Origin of the sequence: Streptomyces sp. RGM 3693, from assembly GCF_050471125.1 — a bacterium.
In the GTDB taxonomy this organism is placed as follows: domain Bacteria; phylum Actinomycetota; class Actinomycetes; order Streptomycetales; family Streptomycetaceae; genus Streptomyces.
In genome coordinates this window covers 218455-242120 of record NZ_JBMPPQ010000003.1, presented here as the reverse complement: position 1 = coordinate 242120, position 23666 = coordinate 218455, and the positions used below count along the sequence as shown (strand labels likewise).

The following is a 23666-nucleotide window of genomic DNA, read 5'->3' as shown; positions in this document are numbered from 1 at the left end:
TCAGGCACCCTCGCCGTGGGCGGTCTCCACCATGTCCGTGGCGATCGCCAACAGCGCCGTGCGCTTGACCTCCGGATCCCCCTCGAAATGCCCCAGCGCGAACGTCCCGAAATGCAAGGTGAACAGCGCCCCCATACACCGCAACTGCTCGACCAGCGGAGTCCGCGGATCGGTGAGCATCTCCCCGATGGCCGTCATCTGCTGGTTGAAGTCCTGACCCACCTTCAAGTCCCGCAGCGTCGCCTCGTTCTCCCGCATGAACCGAAACAACGGAACGGTGGCATCCATCGCCGCCCCGTACCGGCGCAGCAACTCCTTCTTCGTCTCCAACGTCCGCGGCTGCTGCCGCCCCCAGGTGATGAGGTCGTCCACCGGACGCCCCAGGTCCTCGAAAATGCTCTGGAGGATGTCCTCCTTGGACCTGAAGTGGTAGTAGATCGCGGGCTTGGTCACACCCAACATCTCAGCGATCTCACGCAGTGAGGTCTTCTCGTAGCCCTGCCGGACAAACAGCTCCAGCGCCACTTCCTGGATGCGCTTACGGGTGTCCCCCCGGTCCTTCCTGGCGCCACTGCCGGCCACGGGCCTCACTCCTTCATCTCCTCGCCTCCACAGGCGAAAACCGCCCACACGGTGGCCACTTACCCCCGCAAGGCGGGCAAGCGGCCAGGCCCGAGTCTACGTCCGCCCGCCGCCACCGCCACCGGCGGCGACCCCGCACGATCATGCGAAAGGAACGCGATGCGCGTTGTGTTCTCGGTGTCCAACTGGCCCGGGCACTGGTTCTCCATGGTGCCCCTGGGCTGGGCCCTGCAAGCAGCCGGCCACGAGGTCAAAGTCCTGTGCACCCCCTGCCAGACGGAACCGATCACCCACGCCGGACTGATGCCCGTCCCCGTCCTCGAAGCGATGGACATGACCGTACGGGGCAGGCTCCACAACTACCGCAAGGCACGCGCCGGCACCTGGGCCTTCACCGGCCTGCCCCCCCACCCCCTGACCGGCGAACAACTCACCTCCCTCGATGAGTTCGACATGGACACCTGGTCCAAGGAGAACCACGACTGGGCCATCAACGTCACCGCCCGCAGCTGCGACGCAGCCGTCGACTTCGCCCGCTGGTGGCAACCCCACCTGGTCCTCAACGACCTGATGAGCCTGGAAGGCCCCCTGGTAGGACGAGCCCTGAACATCCCCGCCCTGCTCCACCTGTGGGGACCCATCGGCCCCCAGGACGACGTCCCCGGCGCCCCACCCGGCGCCAGCTTCGTCCCCATGGACCCCAGCAACGCCTTCGCCCGCCACCACGCAGGACAGATGGGACCAGAGGTCTACGAGCACGTCATCGACCCCTCACCCCCCACCGCCCACCCACCCCTTAGCGCCCACCGCATCCCCATACGCCACATCCCCTACAACGGCCCCGGCGCCGTCCCACCCGCCCCGGCCAGCTACCACGGCACCAAGCCCCGCATCTGCGTGGTGTGGGGGACCTCCGTCAGCGGCGTATACGGACCGGCCTCCTTCGCCGTGCCGCGCATCATCGAAGCCCTCGCCGACCTGGACGTCGAGGTCCTGCTGACCCTCACCGGCGCCGACCGCGAACGCATCACGCAATCCGGCCCGCTGCCACCGGGCGTACGCCTGCTGGAACGGACCCCCCTGCACCTGCTGCTGCCCGCCTGCGACGCGGTGATCCACCACGGCGGCGCCGGCTGCACCATGACCGCCCTGGCCGCCGGCATACCGCAACTGGCCATCCACGCCGGATCCGACCAGGAAGTGATCGCCGACCGCCTCGCCGGCATCCACGCCGCCCAGTCACTGCCCAACGCACACGCCGACCCGCACGCCATCCGGGCCGCCGTCCGCCGCCTCCTGGACGACCCCGTCCACCGCCGCACCGCAACCCAACTGCGCCAGGAAATGACGACCCTGCCCACCCCGGCCGAACTCCTCGACACCCTCACCGCCCTCGCGCACTGACCAACCCGGCCCCGGCCCGCGCCACCGGCCCCCACGACCCCACCGGCCCGGGACCCGGCCCACCACGGCCGAAGAAGGCCACAAGGAGAACCCGATGCGTGTCCTGGTGATGACCACCCCCGACCCCAGCCACCTGCCACCCCTGGTCCCCGTGGCCTGGGCCCTGCGCGCCGCCGGCCACGACGTCCTGGTCCTGGGCCAACCCGACAGCGCCGAGTCCGCCCGCACCGCAGGGCTGAACTTCGTGAGCCTGGGCAACTGGTTCCGCACCGAAGAACTGGTCCTGCGCGCCCTGGCCCCCGGCAAACGCCCCCTGGAATCCCGCCCCCGCGCCGACCCCCGCATGAAGGGCGGCTTCGGCGGCGTATGGATCGAACACGCCAAGGACATGGCCGGCACCTACCTCGACTTCGCCCGCGCCTACCGCCCCGACCTGATCCTCTCCGACCCCCTCAACTACAGCGCCCTGATCACCGGCGCCGCCCTGGGCGTCCCGGCCGTCCACCACCGCTGGGGCGTCGACCCGATCGGCACCCCCCGCCTGCCCGCCGCCCGCCAAGAACTCAAAGCAACCTGCCAGGCATTGGGGATCGAGACCCTGCCCGACCCCGCCGCCGTCCTGGACCCCTGCCCCACCGCCCTCCAACTGCCCGACCTCACCGGCCACACCCCCCTGCGCTACGTGCCCTTCAACGGCAGCGGCACCGCCCCCGACTGGCTCCGCGCCCAATGGGGCCAGCCCCGCACCGGCCCCCACCGCGTCGTGATCTCCCTGGGCCGACGCACCCTCGCCTACAACGGCATCCCCTTCACCCGCACCCTCCTGCACGCCCTGGGCGACCTCCCCGACATCGAACTGATCGCCACCATCGGCGCCGACCACCGCCAGCAGATCGGCCCCGTGCCCACCACCGTCCGCATGGTCGACCCCTTCCCGCTCCACCTCATCCTCGACTCCTGCGACGCGATCGTCACCCACGGCGGCTCCGCCACCACCATGACCGCCACCCTGCACGGACTGCCCCAACTCGCCCTACCCCAGATGGCCGACTGCTTCGCCCACGGCGACCGACTGGCCGCCACCGGCGCCGGCATCACCTTGGACACCGTCGCCGCCCAGGACGACCCCCACCAACTGCGCCAGTCCCTCACCGACCTGCTCACCGACCCCCACTACGCACAGGCGGCCACGGAACTGCGCCACGACATGGAGCGCATGCCCACCCCCGCCCAGAGTGTCCGCACCCTCGAACACCTCGCCGGACACCACCACCGATGACCCACCCCACCCACCCCTCACCCCCAAGCACCACCCCCAGCGCCCCGGACCGAAAGGAACGACCGTGACGAACCCCAGCACGCAGTGGACCTTCCACGAGGACCAGTTCTGGATGCGGGGCGAACTGCCCCCCGGCAAGGTCTGCTACGACGAGAAGAAGGGACTGTGGAACGTCTACGGATACGCCGAGTGCCTCCAAGTCCTCGGCGACGCGGAGACCTTCTCCTCCGACCTGAGCATCCTGGCCCCCGAAGGCAAACGGCAGATCTTCCCCGGCAACCTCACCACGATGGACCCGCCCGAACACACCAAGATGCGCAAGATCGTCAGCGGGGTGTTCACCCGCGGCGTGGTCGCCGCCCTCGAACCCCGCATCAAGGCCATCACCCACGAACTCCTCGAACAGGTCAAGCCCGGCGACCCCTTCGACCTCGTCGAGATCCTCGCCCACCCCCTGCCCGTCATCGTCATCGCCGAACTCCTGGGCATCCCCGCCAGCGACCGCCACATGTTCCGGGAATGGGTCAGCAAGCTGCTGGAGAACAACCAGAGCTTCTCCACCGGCGAAGACACCGAAGAACTACGCAAGCAGCGCGAAGAGACCTTCGTCCAGATCAACAACCTCTCCACCTACCTGCGCGAACACGTCGAGCAGCGCATCACCGACCCCCGCGAGGACCTGCTCACCAAACTCGTCCAGGCCGAAGTCGACGGCGAACGCCTCTCCACCCCCGAGGTCGTCAACTTCGCCTTCGTCCTGCTGGTGGCCGGCCACATCACCACCACCATGCTGCTGGGCAACACCATCTTGTGCCTGGACGCCCACCCCACAGCCATGCAAACCGTCCGCAAGGACCGCAGCCGCATCCCCGCCGCCATCGAGGAATCCCTGCGCCTGTTCGCCCCCCTGGCAGCCCTACGCCGGGTCACCAGCAAGCCCGCGACGATCGGCGACGTCGAGATCCCCGCCCTCCAGGTCGTCATGGTCCAAACCGCCGCCGCCAGCCGCGACCTCGGCCAGTTCCGCGACCCGAACACCTTCGACCTGGACCGCGGCAACAACCCGCACCTGTCCTTCGGCCGCGGCTCCCACTTCTGCATGGGCGCCCCCCTGGCCCGACTGGAGGGCTTCATCGCCCTGGACATCCTCTTCGACCGCTTCCCCGCACTGCGCTGCGACCCCGACCAGGCCCCCGTCTTCATGCCCGGCGCCAACGTGATGGGCGTGGAGTCCCTGCACCTGCTCACCTAAACGGCCACCGCAGCCCACCCACACCGCGGCGCCCCGAAGGAAACCACCACCCATGAAGCTGCTCTTTGTCGCCGGCCCCACCCCCTCCAACATCTTCGCCCTCGCCCCCCTGGCCACCGCCGCCCGCAACGCCGGCCACCAGGTGTTCATGTCCGCACCCAAGGAACTCACCTCGGTGATCACCGGCGTCGGCCTGCCCGCCCTCGCCGCCACCACCACCGACCTCACCGCCATCAAGGCCACCCGCCGCAACGGCGAACCCGAACACGTCCCCGACGACGTCGACCACCCCGACTTCATCCAATACACCGGCCGCTGGTTCGGACGCCTGGCCGCACACAGCCTCATCCGCCTACGCGAAGTAGCCACCGCCTGGCGCCCCGACGCCATCATCGGCGGCCCGCACGCCTACGCCGCAGCCCTCCTGGCCCGCGAATTCGCCATCCCCTGGATACGCCACACCTGGACCGCCCTGGACACCCTGGGCATCCACACCGGCAGCGAAGACGAACTCGCCCCCGAACTAGCCCAGTTGGGCCTGGACCGACTGACCCTGCCCGACCTGCTCATCGACAACTGCCCGCCAGCCATCCGCCCCGCCGACGCCGCCCCCGCCCAACAAATCCGCTGGATCCCCCTCAACACCCAACGCCCCCTCCAACCATGGATGTACACCCGCCCCACCCGGCGCAGGGTATGCGTGACCGGCGGCAGCATGGCCACCACCAGCAACAACTTCCACCTCATCCGCAGCATGGTCCAACGCCTGACCGCACTGGACACCGAGATCGTCATCCCCGCCCCTAGGGAAGTCGCCGACGAACTCAACGCCCAGTTCCCCCACGTCCGCGCCGGCTGGATCCCCCTGGACGTCCTGATGCCCACCTGCGACCTCATCGTCCACCACGCCGGCGGCCTGACCGGACTGACCGCCTCCCTCGCCGGCGTCCCCCAACTCCTCCTACCCCAGGAAGCCAAGGTCCGCGAGGCCGCCCGCCTGGTCGCCCACTACGGCGCCGCCCGCAGCCTCCTGCCCCACGAAGTGGACCCCGACAGCGTCAGCAAGGCCCTGGACGCACTCCTTGAAGACCCCACCTACACCGACCGCTCCCACGACCTGGGCCGCGAGATCACCGCCATGCCCACCCCGGCCGACGTCGTCGACGTACTGGAAAACCTCGCCGCCCGCTGAACCACCCACCCGGGGCCGGGGGAGTGGACACCACCACCCCCGGCCCCACCCACCACGCACCCACGCACCCACGCAACGACCGTGAAGAAGGACCGATGAAAATCCTGTTCATCACCGGCGGCGGGCCGGCCACCGTCTTCGCCCTGGCCCCCCTGGCCACCGCCGCCCGCGGAGCCGGCCACGAAGTCTTCATGGCCGGCAACGCCGACCTCCTGCCCGTCATCAACGCCTCGGCGCTCCCGGCGATCTCCACCACCGACCTGCCCATCCAACACTTCACCACCCAAGACCGCGCAGGCCACCCAGTGGACTCACCCCTGGGCAAACCCCTGGCCGAACAAGGCAACTTCACCGGCCGCTGGTTCGGCCGCCTGGCCGCCGCAAGCCTTGCCCCCCTGCGCCACTTCACCCAGCAGTGGCGCCCGGACCTGATCGTGGGCGGCACCACCACCTACGCCGCCGCCCTCCTGGCCGCCCACCTGGGCATCCCCTACGTCCGCCAAGCCTGGGACGCCATCGACGCCCGCCACATCCACCCCGGCGCCAACGAAGAACTCCAGCCCGAACTCGCCGAGTTGGGACTAACCCAACTCCCCGAACCGGACCTGTTCCTCGACGTGTGCCCACCCAGCCTGCGCCCCCACCAAGCCGCCCCCGCCACCCCCCTACAGTTCGTCCTGGGCAACCAACACCGCCCCCTGAAGCCGTGGATGTACACCCGCACCCGCCGCCCCCGCATCTGCCTGACCGCCGGCAGCCAAGTCACCCGCGACGCCCGCCACCGCCTCTACGAATTCCTCACCCGCGCCATCGCCGAACTCACCCCACTGGACGCCGACATCCTCATCGCCGCCCCCGACGCCCTGGCCCCCGACCTCCAGGCCCAGCACGACAACGTCCACGCCGGCTGGGTCCCCCTGGACATCGTCGCCCCCACCTGCGACCTGCTCGTCCACCACGGCGGCGGCGTGACCAGCCTGACCGGCATGCGCGCCGGCACCCCCCAAGTCATCGTGCCCGGCGCCGAAATGCTCGCCGGCGCCGCCCGCACCCTGGCCGACTACGGCGCCGCCCTGACCCTGCCCACCGGCGACGACACCCCCCAGCGCCTCGGCCAAGCCTGCCACCAGGCCCTGACCGACGACACCTACCACAAGCGCGCCCAAGCCCTCCGCGAAGAGATCCAGGCCATGCCCACACCGGCCGACACCGTCCACGCCCTAGAAGACCTCACCCACCACTAGACCACCCCGACCAACCAACCACCCACCCACCCCGACCAACCACCCCGACCAACCCCACTCCCGACACCACCCGACACTCCTTTGACATTCCTCTGACACCGGCTGACATTCCCCTGACACCGGCCTGGGAATTCCCTGAAAACAACGCCGTTGACCCCGTACGCCCCCGAAGATAGATTTCCTAGCGTTCGCGGTATTCCACGCTCATCACCGAATACCGCACCGCGCAGTGCCCAGCACCGCGCCGGCCGGCCGCGACGGACACCCACCCCGCCCCGCCCCGGCCCACCCCCGCGCACCCACCACCGGCACTGCCACGCCACCGCAGCGCGCCCCCGGGGCCGTACACCGCATGCATCAGGGCTTCAAAGCCCCCATCCCGTAATCCGGAGGGACACATTGCAAGCGCGCAAACTCGCCGTGCAAGGCGCATTCGAATTCACCTCGCAGACGTTCTCCGACGACCGCGGGGTCTTCGTCGCACCGTTCCAACAGCAGACCTTCCAAACCGCCAAGGGCGGACCACTGTTCTCCGTCGCCCAAAGCAACCACAGCGTCTCCCGACGCGGCGTCGTCCGCGGCATCCACTACACCGTCGCACCACCGGGCGCCGCCAAGTACGTCTACTGCGCCAGCGGCCGCTCCCTGGACATCGTCGTCGACATCCGCCAAGGCTCACCCACCTACGGCACCTGGGACGCGGTCCTCCTGGACCAAACAGGCTTCCGCTCGGTGTACCTGCCCGTCGGCGTCGGCCACGCCTTCATCGCCCTGACCGACCACACCGTCATGGCCTACCTGACCTCCGCGCCCTACATCGCCGAACAGGAACTGGCCATCTCCCCCCTCGACCCCGCCCTGGCCCTGCCCCTGCCCGACGACATCGACCCGATCCTCTCCGAACGCGACAGCGCCGCCCTCACCCTCGCCCAAGCCGCCGACCGCGGCCTGCTCCCCAACTACCAGCTCTGCCAGGAACTCGAAGCCCGCCTGGGCACCCCCACCCAGGCACAGCACGACCTCACCGGGACCCGGGCATGAAGGGCATCTTGCTGGCCGGCGGCAGCGGAACCCGCCTGCGCCCCCTGACCACAGTGGTCTCCAAGCAGATCCTGCCCGTCTACAACAAACCGATGGTCTACTACCCCCTGTCGGTCCTCATGCTCGCCGGCATCCAAGAGATCCTGATCATCTCCTCACCCGCCCACGCGGAAAGCTTCCGCAGCCTGCTCGGCGACGGCTCCCACCTCGGCCTGACACTGGAATACGCCGAACAAAAAGAACCCAACGGCATCGCCGAAGCCTTCCTCATCGGCGCCGACCACATCGGCACCGACGACGTGGCCCTCATCCTGGGCGACAACATCTTCCACGGCCACGGCTTCTCCGACCTGCTGCGCACCACCGCCACCCACCTCGACGGCTGCGCCCTGTTCGGCTACCCCGTCAAGGACCCCTGGCGCTACGGCGTCGCCGAACTCGACGCCGACCGCCGCCTGACCGCCCTGGCCGAAAAGCCCCACCAACCCCGCTCCAACATCGCCGTCACCGGCCTGTACATGTACGACCACACCGTCGTCCAACTGGCCCAGGACCTCATCCCCTCCGACCGCGGCGAACTAGAGATCACCGACATCAACAAGGCCTACCTGGAGCAGGGCCGCGCCCACCTGGCCGAACTGGGCCGCGGCTTCGTCTGGCTCGACATGGGCACCCACGACTCCCTCCTGGAAGCCGGCCAGTACGTGCAGATGCTCGAACAGCGCCAAGGCATCCGCATCGGCTGCGTCGAAGAAGTCGCCTACCTCATGGGCTACATCACCGCCGAACAGTGCCACCACCTGGGCCGGGAGCGAGCCGGCACCGACTACGGGGACTACCTGGTCAACCTCGCCGAGGAAGGCGGAGCCCTGTCCCGCACCGTCGGCGCCACCTCCTACCCCCGCACCGCCTGACCACCACAACCCCCACCGCCACCGCTCCCGCCCTTCCTCTCCCACCCTCGGAGGACCCATGCACGACCGCTCACCGTCCCCGCCACCGGACCCCGAAGCCCCCGGCGTCGTCGTCCTGGGCGGCAGCGGCTGCATCGGACGGCACATCTGCGCAGCCTTCGCCCAACACGGCTACCGCGTCACCGTCGTGGGCCGCACCCCCGCCCCCCACCTCGCCCCCCACGCCTTCCACCCCCTGGACCTGCTCACCGCCCCCACCGACGCCCTCACCCACCTCCTGACCAGCACCGGCGCTCACGTCGTGGTCAACGCCACCGACATGGCCGGCGCCACCGACGTCACCAGCGCCGCCGACGGCGGCGAACAACGCGCCACCGAACTCCTGGCCGCCAACGCCGGCCTGGCCCACACCCTGATCCAGGCCCTCCAGCAGTGCCCCAAACCACCCCGCCTGGTCCACATCGGCACCATCCACGAGTACGGCCCCGGCGACCCCGGCGTCCCCCTCAACGAAGACCGCACCCCCCGCCCCACCAACGCCTACGCCCGCGCCAAACTCGCCGGCTCACAAGCCGTCCTGGCCGCCGCCCACACCGGCACCCTCGACGCCGCCGTACTCCGCCTGGTCAACACCGTCGGCCCCTACCCGACACCGGCCAGCTTCCCCGGCAAACTCCTGCCCCAACTGCGCGCCGCCGCCCACACCGGCGCCCCCCTCACCCTCAACGTCGCCCCCGCCATGCGCGACTGGGTCGACGTCCGCGACGTCGCCGAAGCCGCCGTCCAAGCCGCCAGACGCCCCCTGACCAAACGGGTCTTCAACATCGGCAGCGGCGTCGCCGTCCCCATGCGGGAACTGGTCACCCACCTCCTGGCCGCCGCCCACCTCCCCCCCACCGCCATCAACGAAGACCAAGGCCCCGTCCACAGCCTGGGCGCCAACTGGATCCAGGCCGACATCCGCCGCGCCCGCATCCTCCTGCACTGGCAACCGCGCATCCCCCTCCAACAGACCCTCCAAGACCTCTGGGACGCCGGCCGGACCAGCCGCTGACCCCCACCACCCCCACCACCCCCACACCAACGCCCACCACCGAAAGGACCACCATGACCGACACCCCCTACAAGGACCCGCGCGTCGTACCGCACGAGTCCGAGCAGGAACGCGACTCCCGCCTGCGCCTGACCGACCTCCTCGCCCACACCCCCATCCCGCCCGAGTACCTGATCGACAACCTCCCCGTCTACCTGCGCCGCCCCCAGCTCGCCGACCTCCTGGCGATGGACGCCCTCTACCGCAAGATCGTCGACGTCCCCGGCATCATCATGGAATTCGGCGTCCTGCACGGCCGCCACCTCGCCGCCTTCACCGCCCTGCGCAGCATCTACGAGCCCTACAACTCCCTACGCCGCGTCGTGGGCTTCGACACCTTCACCGGCTTCCCCGACATCGCCGACGTCGACCGCGCCACCCCCAGCGCCGTCGAAGGCCGCTTCGCCGTCCCCGCCGACGAAGTCGACCACCTGCGCGCCGTCCTGGCCGCACACGAAGCCAACGAACCCTACGGACACACCCAGCGCAGCTTCGTCGTCCAAGGCGACGTCCGCAAAACCGTCCCCCAGTACCTGGCCGAGAACCCCGAGACGATCGTCGCCCTCGCCTACATCGACCTCGACCTCTACGAACCCTCCCTGGAAACCCTGCACGCCATCCGCCCGCACCTGACCAAGGGCAGCATCATCGCCTTCGACGAACTCGCCCACCCCAAGTGGCCCGGCGAGACCAAGGCACTCAACGAATTCCTGGAACTGGGCAGCGTCAAACTCCACCAACTGCCCCACCGCGAGTCCCCGATCATCTACCTGGTCTGGGGCGAGGACTAACCCCACCCCCCACGTCCCACACCCACCCAGCGCCCCGGAACCCCGACCGGTCGCCCGTCGCCGGCCGAGCTCGACTTGGAGAACCCATGCCCATCGACACCTGCCGCGCCTGCGGCAACAGCGAACTGCTGCCCGTGCTGGATCTGGGCCCACAGGCCCTCACCGGCGTCTTCCCCCGCAGCCGGGAGGAACACGTTCCCCAGGTCCCCCTTGAGCTCGTCAAATGCTCACCCGCAGGCTGCGGCCTGGTCCAGCTGCGCCACACCGCCGACTTCTCCTTGATGTACGGCGAGGGCTACGGCTACCGCTCCGGCATCCGCGAGTTCATGATCAACCACCTGCACGGCAAGGTCGCCCAGCTCACCGAACTGGTCCACCCCACCACCGGGGACCTCATCCTGGACATCGGCAGCAACGACTCCACCCTCCTGCGCGGCTACGCAAGCGGCCCCACCCTGGTCGGCATCGACCCCACCGGCGAGAAGTTCCGCTCGTACTACCCCGCCCACATCGACCTCATCCCCGACTTCTTCTCCCGCCAGCTGTTCCAGGAACGCTTCGGCTCCCGCCGCGCCAAGATCGTCACCTCCATCGCCATGTTCTACGACCTGCCGCGGCCCCTGGAGTTCATGCAGGACGTCCACGACATCCTCGACGACGACGGCGTGTGGCTGATGGAACAGAGCTACCTGCCGGCGATGCTGGAGGCCACCGCCTACGACGTGGTCTGCCACGAACACCTGGAGTACTACGCACTCCAGCAGATCGAATGGATGGCCCACCGCGTCGGCCTGAAGGTCATCCGCGCCGAACTCACCGCCGTCTACGGCGGCAGCATCAGCATCACCCTCGCCCGCCGCGACAGCCGACACCGCGTGCAGGAGACGGCCCTGGCCCGCATCCGCGCCCACGAAGCGGAACTGGGACTGGCCACCATGGCCCCGTTCGAGGCATTCGCCAAGCGCTCCCACGCCGCCCGCGACCAGCTGCGGGACTTCCTCGCCCAGTCCCGCAAGGACGGCAAGCTCACCCTGGGCTACGGCGCCTCCACCAAGGGCAACGTCATCCTCCAGTTCTGCGGCCTCACCGAGGAAGACCTGCCCTGCATCGGCGAGGTCAGCCCCGAGAAGGCCGGCGCCTTCACCCCCGGCACCACCATCCCCATCGTCTCCGAAGAACAGGCCAAGTCCCACCGCCCCGACCAACTCCTGGTCCTGCCCTGGATCTACCGCGAGGGATTCCTGGAGCGCGAAGCCGACTTCATGACCGCCGGCGGCCAACTCATCTTCCCCCTCCCGGAGTTGACCGCACTGCCCCGCCGCGGAAAGTAACCCACCACCCAGGTCGGGCCGGCCGGCCGACACCTCAGCCCAAGGCCAGGGTCCTTCGCGACACACCGTCCCGGTCACCGTGGCACCGGAAAAACCCGGCACCACCCCACCCACTCGCCACTGCCCCACAGTCAAGGTCGACGTCGTTCCGCACCGCACGGAACGACGTCGCCTCGCCTGCCCGCAGGAGTTCGAACTGCCCCTCCCGGCAACAGCACCGGGGGCATCCACGGAGGAATCCCGATGATCATCCTGGGCTACAACGGCTTCTCACAGGTCGCCGACCTCTTCGCCCGGCTCTACGGCCACGCCCCCGACGGCGTCGACCGACACAACCTCATCGGCCACGACGCCGCCGCCGCCCTGATCATCGACGGCGAACTGGTCGCCGCCGTCGAGGAAGAACGCCTCAACCGCAACAAGAAAACCAGCGCCTTCCCCCTCAACGCCATCCGCTGGTGCCTGGAACAGGCCGGCCTGACCTACGACGACGTCGACCAGTTCGCCTTCGGCTGGAACCACGACAACACCTACGCCGACACCACCGTCACCGCCGTCGCAGGCGCCCCACTGACCGCCGAAGAAAAACTCACCGTCCTGACCACCTTCGGCGAGCTCTACCTCGGAGCACTGGGCCGCACCGCACTCATCGAAGACTTCACCCGCCACACCGGCTACGCCCTGCCCGACCACAAGCTGGTCACCGTCCCCCACCACCGCGCCCACCTGGCCTGCGGCCGCACCTTCTCCGGCCTGAGCGACGCCGCCTTCCTCATCAACGACGGCCAGGCCGAACGCGACAGCGCCATCATGGGCGAGATCCGCAACGGCCAGGTCGAAGTCTTCGACCGCTTCACCATCGACTTCGGCAACTCCATCGCCCAACTCTTCGGCGAAATCACCCGCTACCTCGGCTTCGTCCCCAACAACGACGAATACAAGGTCATGGGCCTGGCCGGCTTCGGCACACCCCCCGCACCCGAAGACAACCCCCTCCTGGGCAACGTCGTCACCCTCGAAGAAGACGGCCGCTACTCCCTGGCCCTGGCCCACGACCGACGCGGCCCCCGCGCCTACGCCGAACTACTCGACAAGCTCTTCGACGGCCACGACGACAACCGCGAAACCTTCGACTTCCGCGTCCGCCTGGCCACCGCCGCCCAACAGATGATCGAAGTCGTCACCGCCCACCAACTGCGCGCCCTGGCCGCCGCCACCGACCTGCGCGACCTGATCTTCGAAGGCGGCCTGGCCCTCAACTGCGTCAACAACACCAAACTCCTGCAAGACCTGCCCTTCGAACGCCTCGAAGTCAGCTTCGGCGCCAGCGACCCCGGCGTCTCCATCGGCGCCGCCGCCCACGTCGCCCACACCCACGCCGAGCCCCTGACCCCCACAAAATCCCCCTACCTCGGCCCGGAATACGACACCGAACAGATCCGCACCGCGCTTGACGCCTACACCTCCACCCTCACCTGGGAAGAACTCCCCACCGACCAGATCGTGGAGAAGACCGCCGAACTACTGTCCGGCAAGACCGTCATCGGCTGGTTCCAAGGCCGCACCGAATACGGCCCACGGGCCCTGGGCAACCGCAGCATCCTCGCCAACCCCTCCTACCCGGACATGAAGGACACCATCAACAACCGGGTCAAGCACCGCGAACCCTTCCGCCCCTTCGCCCCCCTGGTCCTCGAAGAAGACGCCCCCACCGTCTTCGACATGGGCAAGAAGCACCGCTCGCCCTACATGACCTTCGTCTTCCCCGTCCGCCCCGCCTACCAGGACAAGATCGCCGCAGCCACCCACGTCGACGCCACCTCACGCATCCAGACCGTCACCGACCACAGCAACCCCCTCCTGGCCCGCCTGCTCCGCGCCTTCACCACCCGCACCGGCGTACCCTGCCTGGTCAACACCTCCTTCAACGTCGCCGGCGAACCCATCGTCTGCGCCCCCAAGGACGCCATCGAGTGCTTCCTGGGCACCGACATCGACCACCTGGTCATCGGCAACTTCCTGGTCACCAAACGCTGACCACCCACCCAACGGCCCGCCACCTTGGCGGGCCGTTTTTTTCATGCCCGCACCACCCACCAGGCCACCCACGCCCCACAACGACGCCACCACCGCGCCGCCACCGCGCCGGACATGCGACCATGACGCATGCTTCTTGTCTTCTTTGGCCTGCCTGCGCTCATTGTGCTGATAGCGACCCTTTGCGGACTGGGCCAGCACGCCAGACACCGACTCCGCGAAGGCGACCGGCCCCGCCTGGCCAGCCCCAAACCCTGGGCGCTCGGTTGCCTGGCAGCTTCCAGCGCCGCCTTCTTGACCTTCGGCTACGCCGACGGGGCGTACTCGCCAGGACTCTTCCCCGACAAGACCTGCCTGGCCCGCATGGGCTCCAGGACCTTCCCCGAGTCCTCCAGCCACTTCCCCTTCAGCACGATCTGCAGCGGCGTGGAAATCGTCCCCGCCTGGATCAACCCGACCCTCATCATCTTGAGCACCGTCGCAGCGGTAGCACTCCTGGCCCTACCCCTCGCCTACGTGATCCGCCGCTTCCCCCTCACCTCACCACGCACCCACGACATCTGACCCACCACCGGCCCCCACCCGCACACGCGAGCAGACGGCAACCCCTTCTACGACGGCGCGCCGTCCAGGACTTCCACCACGCCGGTGTCGAGCGAGTAGTAGGCACCGACCACGGCAAGCGCGCCCCTCCTCACCAAGGGGGCGAGATCCTGGTTGGAACGCAACGCGGTCGCGGTCAACGTGACCTGGGCGCGGGCCATGGTGTCGACCGGGTCGGCACCGCCCTTGCGGACCGCCTGCTCGTACGCCGGCCTCAGGGCCTTGACGATCGCCTGCAGATTGCCCGGCAGCGGCGTGCCACCACGCAGGGACTTGTGGGCCGCCTCGACAGCCCCGCAGCGCTGATGCCCCAGGACCACGATCAGCGGCGTACCACTGGTCATCGGCCCGTACTCCACCGAACCGGTGACCACCGGGCCGACCGCCTCACCACCGGTGCGCATCACATAGAGGTCACCCAGCCCGGTGTCGAAGAGCAACTCGGGCGGCACACGAGAGTCGATGCACGACAGCACCGCCCCGAACGGCTCCTGCTGCTGGGCCACGAGCTGACGCCGGTTCGGATCCCGGTCGGGATGGTGCAGAGCGCCGCTGACCCACCGCTTGTTGCCCTCCACCAGCCTGGCGAACGCCGCAGCCGGCGTGCTCGGCCGCGCCCGCGCCAAGGCCGTGGTCGCCGCCGGCGCGGCGCGCGTCGAGGAGCACCCCGTCAGCGCGACCGTGGCACCGGCCAGCCCGCCGGCCAGCAGAGCCCTACGATCCAGTCGTCCTGCCTCGTCCATCGGCCGTTCCCCTCGCTGACACTCCGTCATATCCGTCTCGTGACGGGGCAATTGTTCAGCGCAGAGCGGGCAAGGTGGCCGTAGGCGCAGGCGGGCGCGGCCTACTTTGCCACCGACGGCCCAACGCAACGGCTCGGGAACGACCCGAAACGCTCAATCACTGTGGCCCGTTGCGGCGACGATGACACCGAGACTGATCATCGACAGGCCGCCCACCCCACCCACCATGGAAAGACGCTTCGGCGAACGGGCAAACCAGGTCCGCGCGGTGGACGCGGCCAGCCCCCACACACTGTCGGAAATCACCGCGATGACGTTGAACACCAAACCCAGCAGCAGCATCTGCATCACGACGTGCCCCTGAGTACGGTCGACGAATTGCGGCAGAACCGCGGCGAAGAACACAATCGTCTTCGGATTGGCGATACCGACCGCGAATCCCTCCCACAACGTCCGCAGACCGCCGTAAGTGGGCCCCTCACCGGCGAACGAAGCCTGCAACGCCCCACGCTGACGCACCGCCTTGATTCCGAGATACACCAGATATCCGGCGCCCAGGAGCTTGAGCGTGGTGAACACGATCGCGGAACGCTCCACGACGGACCCGACCCCGAGCGCGACGGCCACCACCAAAAGGTAGGCCCCCAGCGTATTTCCCGCGACGGTGGTCAGCGCCGCGCGACGCCCCTGCGCCAGGGCCCGCCCGATCACGAATAGCACACTGGGACCGGGGATCACGATCAAGAGAAACGACATGGCCGAGAATGCCAAGAGACGGTCTGTGGACAACATACCGATCATGTAAGCACGCAGGCCGGTTACCCCTCAGGCTTTCTGCACACATGGCTGAAAGGCGACCGGAAGAGCGCAAGCGGACCGCGATCCGACACCCACGAGCGCACCGCTGGACGTCAGGGAACCTCGATCCGATAAACGATCTTCTCGTCGAACTCGGCGAACCCCAGCGACCGGTAGAAGGCGCGCGCACCGGGATTGTCGCGGCCGGTCATCCACTCGATGCGCGTGCACCCAGGACGTGCGGCGGCCAACACACGCAGTTCGCTCATGAGCCGGGCCCCGATGCCCTGGTGACGAAAAGTGTCGCGGACGTACAACTCCTTGAGGAACAAGGAGTGCGTGGAGCCCGCCGCGGGCCACAAGAACGCATAGGCGGCCAGCCCGACGAGGTCACCGTCCTCGTCCTCGACCAGGAGGGCACAGGCCAACGGCGGGGAGCCGAAGAGGGCTTGGGTCACCTGCGACAGTCGCTCCTGGAGCGGCTGCACCTCGGCCTCCCCGTAAAACCGGTCCATCTCCTCGACCAGTTCGGCCACCGCCCTGACGTCCCCCGTGCCGGCCGGGCGGATCGTCACGCTCATCAACATCTCCCGTCGTTGTTCTCCCTGGGACTCATCCCCTCCAACGCGCGATCACAATGAGGCGACACGGCACCACACGAGCCGCCCAGGCTTTCCCGGCCAAATACCGCACTTTCCCGGCCAACTGCCCCGATCTTCCCCGCCAATGGATTCCGGCCGTCGGACAGATGCGCACTGCGGGCCGCACGGATACGGACGCCGGAGTAGGCAGCGGGCCCGCTCGCCGATCACCCCCATGACCACGGCCGAGAATCACCGGACAACACCGTGAACCGCCCCATGATCGGTAATTGCGGTAATGCGCCGCCGCCTCGACAAGATCGTGTCCGTCAACGCCAGAAGGCCGATGGGCGATGAGGTGTCTCATGTGGCGACGTCGGCTTGCGGCACCATCCCCTCTCATGGATAGCGACCTGTCCCGGAGACTTGTTCCCGACGGGCTATGGGAAATAGTCGCCCCGCTATTACCGCCGTTCACCCACCGTCCGCAAGGCGGCGGAACAGCCCCGCGTGACGAACGGGTTGTCTTCACCGCGGTGGTGTACGTATTAACCAGCGGATGCGCCTGGCGGCAGCTGCCGAAGACGTTCGACGTCTCACCCGCGACCGCCCACCGCCGCTTCTGTTTGTGGACCGAAGTGGATCTGTGGCACCGACTTCATCACGCCGCCTCGGAACAATGCGCCACCCGCGGCGAAGCGGAGTGGGCGACCATGATCGTGCACGCCGCAGCGACCCGCGCCCACCGAAAACCGCCCGAACCACACCGGCCACCCCAAGACGCTCCCCAACGCCCCAGATCCGAAAGCCACCACACCCGACACCGAACGAACCGGGACACCGGCCCACCACCTGCACCCCTCCCCAGGTAACGACATCCCACCCACCCCCTATACCGCCGCCCACCACCAGCCAAAAAGCAACGCCCCGGCAATAAAACCACCACCACATGAGACGCGCAGAATGGCTTGACGGCTCGATGTGGCGTGCGGAAGTGTGGCGCCCGGATCAAGGACCTGCGGCATGTGCAGTAGGTAGCGGAAAAAGCGGTTCCGGTAAGACGCGTAAGCCAACTTCGGATGGCGGGGATGTCATTGGAAAACCGTTCTTCCTACCCCTTCAGAAAAAATCAGGTACTCGATCAATCAGTCGGAAAAAAACCGGAACCTCCCCGTGTCCGCACGCGGGTGCGCATTCCGCTGAAAATAGCCGACGGCAAGCTCGCACTCAGCGAAGTCATCACCTTCGACGGACTCGACGACGGACGCGAACACCTCATGGTCGTGTTCGGCGACGCCCTGTCCCAACCCGTACCGATCGTCAGGCTCCACTCGGAATGCCTGACCGGCGACGTACTGGGCTCCACCCGCTGCGACTGCGGACCACAACTACGCGAGGCCATGACCCTGATGCACGAAAAAGGCGGCCTCCTGCTCTACCTCCGCCAGGAGGGCCGGGACATCGGACTGTACAACAAGATCGATGCCTACGCGCTCCAGGACACCGGCATGGACACCTTCGAAGCCAACCGCGCACTGAACTTCCTCGACGACCAACGCACCTACTCCTCAGCCGCACAGATGCTCATCGCCATCGGCCTCAAAGAGATCGAAATCCTCTCCAACAACCCAGAAAAAACCAGACAGTTGCAGGCCAGCGGCATCACCGTCCACAGCCAGCGACGCACCGCCGTCCACGTCACCGACGCGAACCGCAAGTACCTCCAAGCAAAAGTCATGCACGCCGGTCATTCCATCGACATCGACTGACGAGGAGCCTGAGCGTGATCGCGCACAAGAGCCCCATCAGCGGTATTGCGGCCTACCAAGACAAATACATCGCCAGCGCCGGCTACGACAACCAGGTCATCCTGTGGGACCAGGCCACCCAACGCCCGATCAACCGCGTCCTCCACGACCACCTGGCCAACCAATGCGCCTTCAACCCCGACGGCACCCTCCTGGTCACCTCCTCAAGCGACTACACCGCACGCCTGTGGTCCGTCCCGGACCTCAAACTGCGCGCCGTGTTCACCGCACACTCCGACGACGTCGAGATGTCGGCCTTCCACCCCACCCGCGAACAGATCGCCACCGCCTCCCGCGACCACAACCTGCGCGTCTACGACTTCGCCGGCAACCTCGTGCACTGCTGCGTCGGCCACACCGCCGACGTCATCTCGGTGGACTGGTCCGCAGACGGCGAACAACTCGTCACCTCCAGCGACGACGGCACCGTCAAACGCTGGTCCGCCGCCACCGGAGCCCTCCTAGAAGACATCGACCTCGGCGGCGTCGAAACCGACACCATCGTCACCGCCCCCAACGGCACCCTCTACGCCGGCAACGACAGCGGCCAGATCATCGTGATCCACGGCAAAGACCGCACCACCGTCCAAGGACACGACGCCGGCATCAAACGCCTGGTCCTCGGCGCCGACCGCAACCTCATGGTCAGCCTCAGCTACGACCGCAAACTCCTGCTGTGGGACACCAGCAACCAGGCACTGCGCCAGATCGGCCAGTCCGACATCCCCGACGACGTCTGGCCCCGCTCCTGCGCCTTCGCAGCCAAAGACACCCTGGTCTTCGGCACCTTCGGCGCCTCCTACCGCTCCTACGACTACCTCAGCGGCCAATGGAGCACCACCGAAATCGCCACCACCCCCGGAATCAACGCGGTCAGCGCCGACCGCGGCAGCATCTACACCGTAGGAGACGCCGGCACCGTCCTGCGCGACCAAGCCGTCCACGCACACACCGGCAGCCTGTGCAACTTCCTGACACCGCTGAGCCCGACGGTCATGGTCACCGGCGGCCAACTCGGCAAACTCATGGACGCCACCACCGGACGACTCCTGCACCAACACCGCTCCCCACTCAACTGCGGCGTCCGCTACGACATCGACAACACCCCCCACCTACTGGTGGGCGCCTACACCGGCGAAGGACTCCTCTTCCGCCTCGAACCGGACGGCCAACTGCACCACCTCGCCGACATCCCCCTCCACGACAACGCCGTCAAGGGCGTCGCCGTCTCCGGCGACCTGCTGTTCTCCGTATGCGCCGACACCGGCGTCGCCTGGCACCACGCCCGGACCCGCGAAGAAATCCACCGCATCGACACCGCCCACGACCGGATCGCCAACGGCTGCGTGGGCCTGGCCGACGGCCACTTCGCCAGCGTCGGACGCGACCTCAAACTCCGCCTGTGGGCACCGGACTTCACCGCACGCATCATCCCCACCACCCACCCGAACTCCATCAAATGCGTCGCCGCCGACACCACCGGACGACTGATCGCGACCGGCTCCTACCACGGCCACATCAAGATCTACGACCGCGAGCGCGACCAATGGACCACCGAGGAACGCCCCACCACCGCCGGCATCTCCTGCCTGGCCTACGACCCCGCCCGAGGACTGTTCCTGGCCGGCTCCTACGACAGCCACGTCTACGAAATCGCCGGGAAGACCGCGTGAACGCCCCCGCCAGGCAGCCCCGACCGACCATCACCAACCCCAACCAACTCGACGACCGCTCCGCCATGGGACTCCCCGCAACCCTGGTCGAACGCCTGCCGCACGACGTCTTCACCCACCACAGCGACCTGCTCACCCGCGCACCCGCCGAACTCGTCGACCTGTGCGGCAACGCCACCGAGGACTTCGCCCGCCGCTACGCCGCCGGCTCCCTCCTGGCACTGCGCGGCGACCCCCGCATCCGGCCCGACGACCCCGACATGGTGCCCCTGCCCGCCGCACACTGCGCCATCGGCCTACCCGAAGAACACGTCCAACACGTCGTCCAGGAATGGGCCGACGTCGGCGTACAGGAATCCTGGATCAAAAAGGAATGCCCCCGCCACCAGGTCCACCTCGCCGCCTTCCGCCTCATGCGCTACCCGGTCACCAACCTCGAATACCGCGCCTTCCTCGAAGACACCGGCACCGACGCCCTCCCCACCTCCTGGGAATTCGGCGGCTACCCCCTCCACCGCGCCAACCACCCCGTCTGGACAGTGCGACCACAAGACGCCGACGCCTACGCCACCTGGCTGGCCACCCGCACCGCCCGCCCCTTCCGCCTGCCGACCGAAGCGGAATGGGAATACGCCGCCAGCGGCGGCGACCCCCAACGCACCTTCCCCTGGGGCCCCGACTTCCGCCCCGACCACGCCAACACCGTCGAACACGGCCCCCTCACCACCACCCCCGTCGGCATCTACCCGGCCGGCCGCACCCCGTTCGGCGTCGACGACCTGGCCGGCAACGTCGAGGAATACGTCGCCGACGACTACCACCCCTACCCCGGCGGCGCCCAAGTGGCCGACGACCTGACCACAACCGGCTCCTACCGCATCGCCCGAGGCGGCAGCTTCACCCGCTTCGGCGACCTCGCCCGCTGCACCCGACGCCACGGCTGGTTCGACCGCAAGATCTACGCCATCGGCTTCCGCCTGGTCGAGGAGGTCACCCCATGACGGTCGCCAGCGGACACCCCACACCCCTCAACACAGACATGATCGGCGACCGCCACGCCATGCGGCTCCCACCATGGTTCGAAGGACGCTCCTGCCCCACAACCCTGCACCACCACGCAGCCGACCTCCTCAAGGAAACCCCCCAGAGCCTGGCCCACCTCGCCGAAGACCCCCACACCCCCTTCGAACGCCGCTACATGGCCGGCACCCTGTGCGGCCTGGTCGGCGACCCCCGCATCCGCCCCGACGACCCACCCATGGTGGACATCCCCGGCGCCCGGGTCCGCATCGGCCTCGAACCCCACCGCCTGGCCGCCGTCCTGGACCAGTGGCAGCACACCGGACTCCAAGAGGAGTACCTGCGCAAGGAATGCCCGGCCCACGACGTGGAAATCACCGCCTTCCGCCTCATGCGCTACCCGGTCACCAACCTCGAATACCGCGCCTTCCTCGAAGACACCAAAGCCCGCTGGCTCCCCACCTCCTGGCAATTCGGCTGCTACCCCGACCACCTCGGCAACCACCCGGTATGGACCCTCCCGGCCCAAGCAGCCGACGCCTACGCCGAATGGCTCGCCCACCGCACCGGCCGCCCCTTCCGCCTTCCCACCGAAGCCGAATGGGAATACGCCGCAACCGGCGGCGACACCCGCGAATACCCCTGGGGCGACGACTTCCACCAAGACGCCGCCAACACCTCCGAAGCCGGACCCCTGTCCGCAACCCCCATCGGCATCTACCCCGCAGGACGCTCCCCGTTCGGCGTCGACGACCTGGCCGGCAACGTCGAGGAATACGTCGCCGACGACTACCACCCCTACCCCGGCGGCGAACTCATCACCGACGACCTCCTGCCCTACGCAGGCGGCCTGAACTCCACCAACCACGTCCTGCGCGCCCACAGCACCTACCGGATCGTGCGAGGCGGCAGCTTCACCCGCAAAGGAGACCTGGCCCGCTGCCGCCGCCGACACGGACTCTACGACCGCGCCTTCTACGCCGTCGGGTTCCGCCTGGCCGAGTCCTCATAAGACAGGGAATCATGCAGCGCGCTCCTCATGTCGCGGTCATCTACCACAGCAGGAACGGAACCCTCCACGCACTCGCCCAGGCCGCCGCAAACGGCGCAGCCGCAGGCGGCGCCACCGTACGCCTGCGCCGCATCCACGACCCGGCACCACACGAGGAACCCCCCGAAACACTGCACAAGACACCACTGGCCACCCACGACGACGTGCTGTGGGCCGACGGCATCGTGCTGGGCACGCCCACCTACTTCGGCAACATCTCCTGCGCACTGAAGCAGTTCATCGAATCGACCTCCGCCCTGTGGCGCAACGGCGCACTCGCCGACCGCGTGGTCACCGGCATGACCAGCTCCAACAGCCCCCACGGCGGCCGCGAAACAACCCTGCTCGCCCTGTACCACAGCATGTACCACTGGGGCGCGCTGATCATGTCAGCCGACCCCACCGACCCCTCCCTGACCGCCGCCGGCGCCAACCCCTACGGAGTCTCCGCCCCCGCAGCCACCGACGGCAACCTCCACCACACCTACCTGGAGGCCGCGCAGACCCTCGGCCACCAACTCGGCCACTACGCCGGACACCTGGCCACCACCGCCCACGACGACACACCGCCCACCCCCCGACCCAGCAGGATCGCCGTCCTCTACCACCCCTCCTGCGACAGCACCCGCACCCTGGCCCACGCACTCGCACACGGAGCCCGCTCCCACCACGCCGAGGTCAGACTCCGCACCCTGGCTCCCCCCGGCCACGACCCGGCCGCCCCCCTCCCCACACCACCAGGCATCGCAACCGCCACCCCCGCCGACGTCGCCTGGGCAGACGCCCTCGCCTTCGGAGCACCCGCCCGCACCGGCACCGTCGCCCCGCTCCTCCTGCACTTCCTCGAAACCTGCGAACCCCTACGCACCGCCGGAAAACTGACCGGGAAGACCGTCACCGGATTCGTCACCACCCCGCACCCGCACAGCGGCAGCGAAACCGCCCTCCTCGCCCTCTACAACGTCCTGCACCACTGGGGAGCGGTCATCGTGCCACCCGGCTACACCGACCCCGCCCTCACCACCGCCGGCGGAAACCCCTACGGCATCTCGCACACCACCGAGCACCAACCACACCCCCCGGACCACACCCTCAAAGCAGCCGCCTACCAAGGCAAACGACTGGCACACCTGACCACCAGGCTCCGCGGCCGATGCCCCACCAGCCCCCAGACACCGCCCGAACCCTCCTGCGCACGAGCCCCCACATAACGACCTGCCACCTGATCT

Annotated in this window: 22 protein-coding genes; 18 read left to right on the top strand and 4 right to left on the bottom strand. The window is 68.4% G+C overall.

The genetic code is table 11. The features are described 5' to 3' along the window. Positions 1 to 582 (bottom strand): TetR/AcrR family transcriptional regulator, encoded by a 582-nt coding sequence (locus ACO0M4_RS29745; protein ID WP_430374176.1) that lies wholly within the window; start codon positions 580 to 582, stop codon positions 1 to 3. A gap of 159 nt (positions 583 to 741) precedes the next feature. Between ACO0M4_RS29745 and ACO0M4_RS29740 the strand changes: the two genes are divergently transcribed. The 12 genes from ACO0M4_RS29740 to ACO0M4_RS29685 all read left to right on the top strand — a co-directional run bounded on the left by ACO0M4_RS29740 (position 742) and on the right by ACO0M4_RS29685 (position 14724). Continuing rightward, positions 742 to 1986: a nucleotide disphospho-sugar-binding domain-containing protein gene (locus ACO0M4_RS29740; RefSeq protein ID WP_430374175.1), complete on the top strand. Its 1245-nt coding sequence runs from the start codon at positions 742 to 744 to the stop codon at positions 1984 to 1986. Between the two features lie 94 nt (positions 1987 to 2080). Continuing rightward, a complete protein-coding gene (locus tag ACO0M4_RS29735) occupies positions 2081 to 3265 on the top strand; it encodes a nucleotide disphospho-sugar-binding domain-containing protein (RefSeq protein ID WP_430374174.1) in 1185 nt (394 codons plus the stop codon). Between the two features lie 64 nt (positions 3266 to 3329). Continuing rightward, entirely contained in the window at positions 3330 to 4517 is a 1188-nt protein-coding gene (locus tag ACO0M4_RS29730) for a cytochrome P450 (protein WP_430374173.1), read from the top strand. Between the two features lie 52 nt (positions 4518 to 4569). Continuing rightward, positions 4570 to 5709 carry a nucleotide disphospho-sugar-binding domain-containing protein gene (locus ACO0M4_RS29725; RefSeq protein ID WP_430374172.1) on the top strand — a complete coding sequence of 380 codons (1140 nt, stop codon included), beginning with the start codon at positions 4570 to 4572 and terminating at the stop codon, positions 5707 to 5709. 95 nt (positions 5710 to 5804) lie between these two features. Beyond that, positions 5805 to 6953: a nucleotide disphospho-sugar-binding domain-containing protein gene (locus ACO0M4_RS29720; protein ID WP_430374171.1), complete on the top strand. Its 1149-nt coding sequence runs from the start codon at positions 5805 to 5807 to the stop codon at positions 6951 to 6953. A gap of 399 nt (positions 6954 to 7352) precedes the next feature. Further along, on the top strand, positions 7353 to 7994 hold the full coding sequence (locus tag ACO0M4_RS29715) for a dTDP-4-dehydrorhamnose 3,5-epimerase family protein (protein ID WP_430374170.1): 642 nt from the start codon (positions 7353 to 7355) through the stop codon (positions 7992 to 7994). Continuing rightward, positions 7991 to 8908, top strand: a complete 918-nt coding sequence (gene rfbA, locus ACO0M4_RS29710; protein WP_430374169.1) for a glucose-1-phosphate thymidylyltransferase RfbA — start codon at positions 7991 to 7993, stop codon at positions 8906 to 8908. The genes ACO0M4_RS29715 and rfbA overlap by 4 nt, the downstream gene beginning before the upstream one ends. A gap of 58 nt (positions 8909 to 8966) precedes the next feature. Next, positions 8967 to 9962 carry an NAD-dependent epimerase/dehydratase family protein gene (locus ACO0M4_RS29705; RefSeq protein WP_430374168.1) on the top strand — a complete coding sequence of 332 codons (996 nt, stop codon included), beginning with the start codon at positions 8967 to 8969 and terminating at the stop codon, positions 9960 to 9962. Positions 9963 to 10015: 53 nt separating this feature from the next. After that, a complete protein-coding gene (locus ACO0M4_RS29700; protein WP_430374167.1) occupies positions 10016 to 10792 on the top strand; it encodes a class I SAM-dependent methyltransferase in 777 nt (258 codons plus the stop codon). Between the two features lie 86 nt (positions 10793 to 10878). Further along, entirely contained in the window at positions 10879 to 12123 is a 1245-nt protein-coding gene (locus tag ACO0M4_RS29695) for a class I SAM-dependent methyltransferase (protein WP_430374166.1), read from the top strand. A gap of 243 nt (positions 12124 to 12366) precedes the next feature. Beyond that, positions 12367 to 14160 (top strand): carbamoyltransferase family protein, encoded by a 1794-nt coding sequence (locus tag ACO0M4_RS29690; protein WP_430374165.1) that lies wholly within the window; start codon positions 12367 to 12369, stop codon positions 14158 to 14160. A gap of 294 nt (positions 14161 to 14454) precedes the next feature. Further along, a complete protein-coding gene (locus ACO0M4_RS29685) occupies positions 14455 to 14724 on the top strand; it encodes a hypothetical protein (protein WP_430374164.1) in 270 nt (89 codons plus the stop codon). A gap of 47 nt (positions 14725 to 14771) precedes the next feature. Here ACO0M4_RS29685 and ACO0M4_RS29680 read toward each other — a convergent pair whose 3' ends face one another. From ACO0M4_RS29680 to haaN, 3 genes are all read right to left on the bottom strand, one after another. Then, entirely contained in the window at positions 14772 to 15506 is a 735-nt protein-coding gene (locus ACO0M4_RS29680; RefSeq protein ID WP_430374163.1) for a carbonic anhydrase, read from the bottom strand. A gap of 153 nt (positions 15507 to 15659) precedes the next feature. Next, the gene (locus tag ACO0M4_RS29675) at positions 15660 to 16298 is read right to left on the bottom strand and encodes a LysE family translocator (RefSeq protein WP_390013378.1); all 639 of its coding nucleotides are present in this window, start codon (positions 16296 to 16298) and stop codon (positions 15660 to 15662) included. Positions 16299 to 16417: 119 nt separating this feature from the next. Further along, on the bottom strand, positions 16418 to 16885 hold the full coding sequence (haaN, locus tag ACO0M4_RS29670) for a cyclophane-containing RiPP N-acetyltransferase HaaN (RefSeq protein ID WP_430374162.1): 468 nt from the start codon (positions 16883 to 16885) through the stop codon (positions 16418 to 16420). Between the two features lie 353 nt (positions 16886 to 17238). Here haaN and ACO0M4_RS29665 point away from each other — a divergent pair, with 353 nt between their 5' ends. The 6 genes from ACO0M4_RS29665 (at position 17239) to ACO0M4_RS29640 (ending at position 23648) form a co-directional block, all read left to right on the top strand. Next, complete coding sequence (locus tag ACO0M4_RS29665) at positions 17239 to 17757, top strand: transposase (RefSeq protein ID WP_430374161.1); 519 nt, start codon at positions 17239 to 17241, stop codon at positions 17755 to 17757. Between the two features lie 327 nt (positions 17758 to 18084). Beyond that, the gene (locus tag ACO0M4_RS29660) at positions 18085 to 18654 is read left to right on the top strand and encodes a GTP cyclohydrolase II (protein WP_430375314.1); all 570 of its coding nucleotides are present in this window, start codon (positions 18085 to 18087) and stop codon (positions 18652 to 18654) included. Positions 18655 to 18668: 14 nt separating this feature from the next. Then, positions 18669 to 20366: a WD40 repeat domain-containing protein gene (locus tag ACO0M4_RS29655; RefSeq protein ID WP_430374160.1), complete on the top strand. Its 1698-nt coding sequence runs from the start codon at positions 18669 to 18671 to the stop codon at positions 20364 to 20366. A 65-nt stretch (positions 20367 to 20431) separates the two neighbouring features. Next, complete coding sequence (locus ACO0M4_RS29650; RefSeq protein ID WP_430375313.1) at positions 20432 to 21367, top strand: formylglycine-generating enzyme family protein; 936 nt, start codon at positions 20432 to 20434, stop codon at positions 21365 to 21367. Next, a complete protein-coding gene (locus ACO0M4_RS29645) occupies positions 21364 to 22398 on the top strand; it encodes a formylglycine-generating enzyme family protein (RefSeq protein WP_430374159.1) in 1035 nt (344 codons plus the stop codon). The genes ACO0M4_RS29650 and ACO0M4_RS29645 overlap by 4 nt, the downstream gene beginning before the upstream one ends. A gap of 11 nt (positions 22399 to 22409) precedes the next feature. After that, on the top strand, positions 22410 to 23648 hold the full coding sequence (locus ACO0M4_RS29640) for a flavodoxin family protein (protein ID WP_430374158.1): 1239 nt from the start codon (positions 22410 to 22412) through the stop codon (positions 23646 to 23648). Positions 23649 to 23666: the final 18 nt, after the last annotated feature.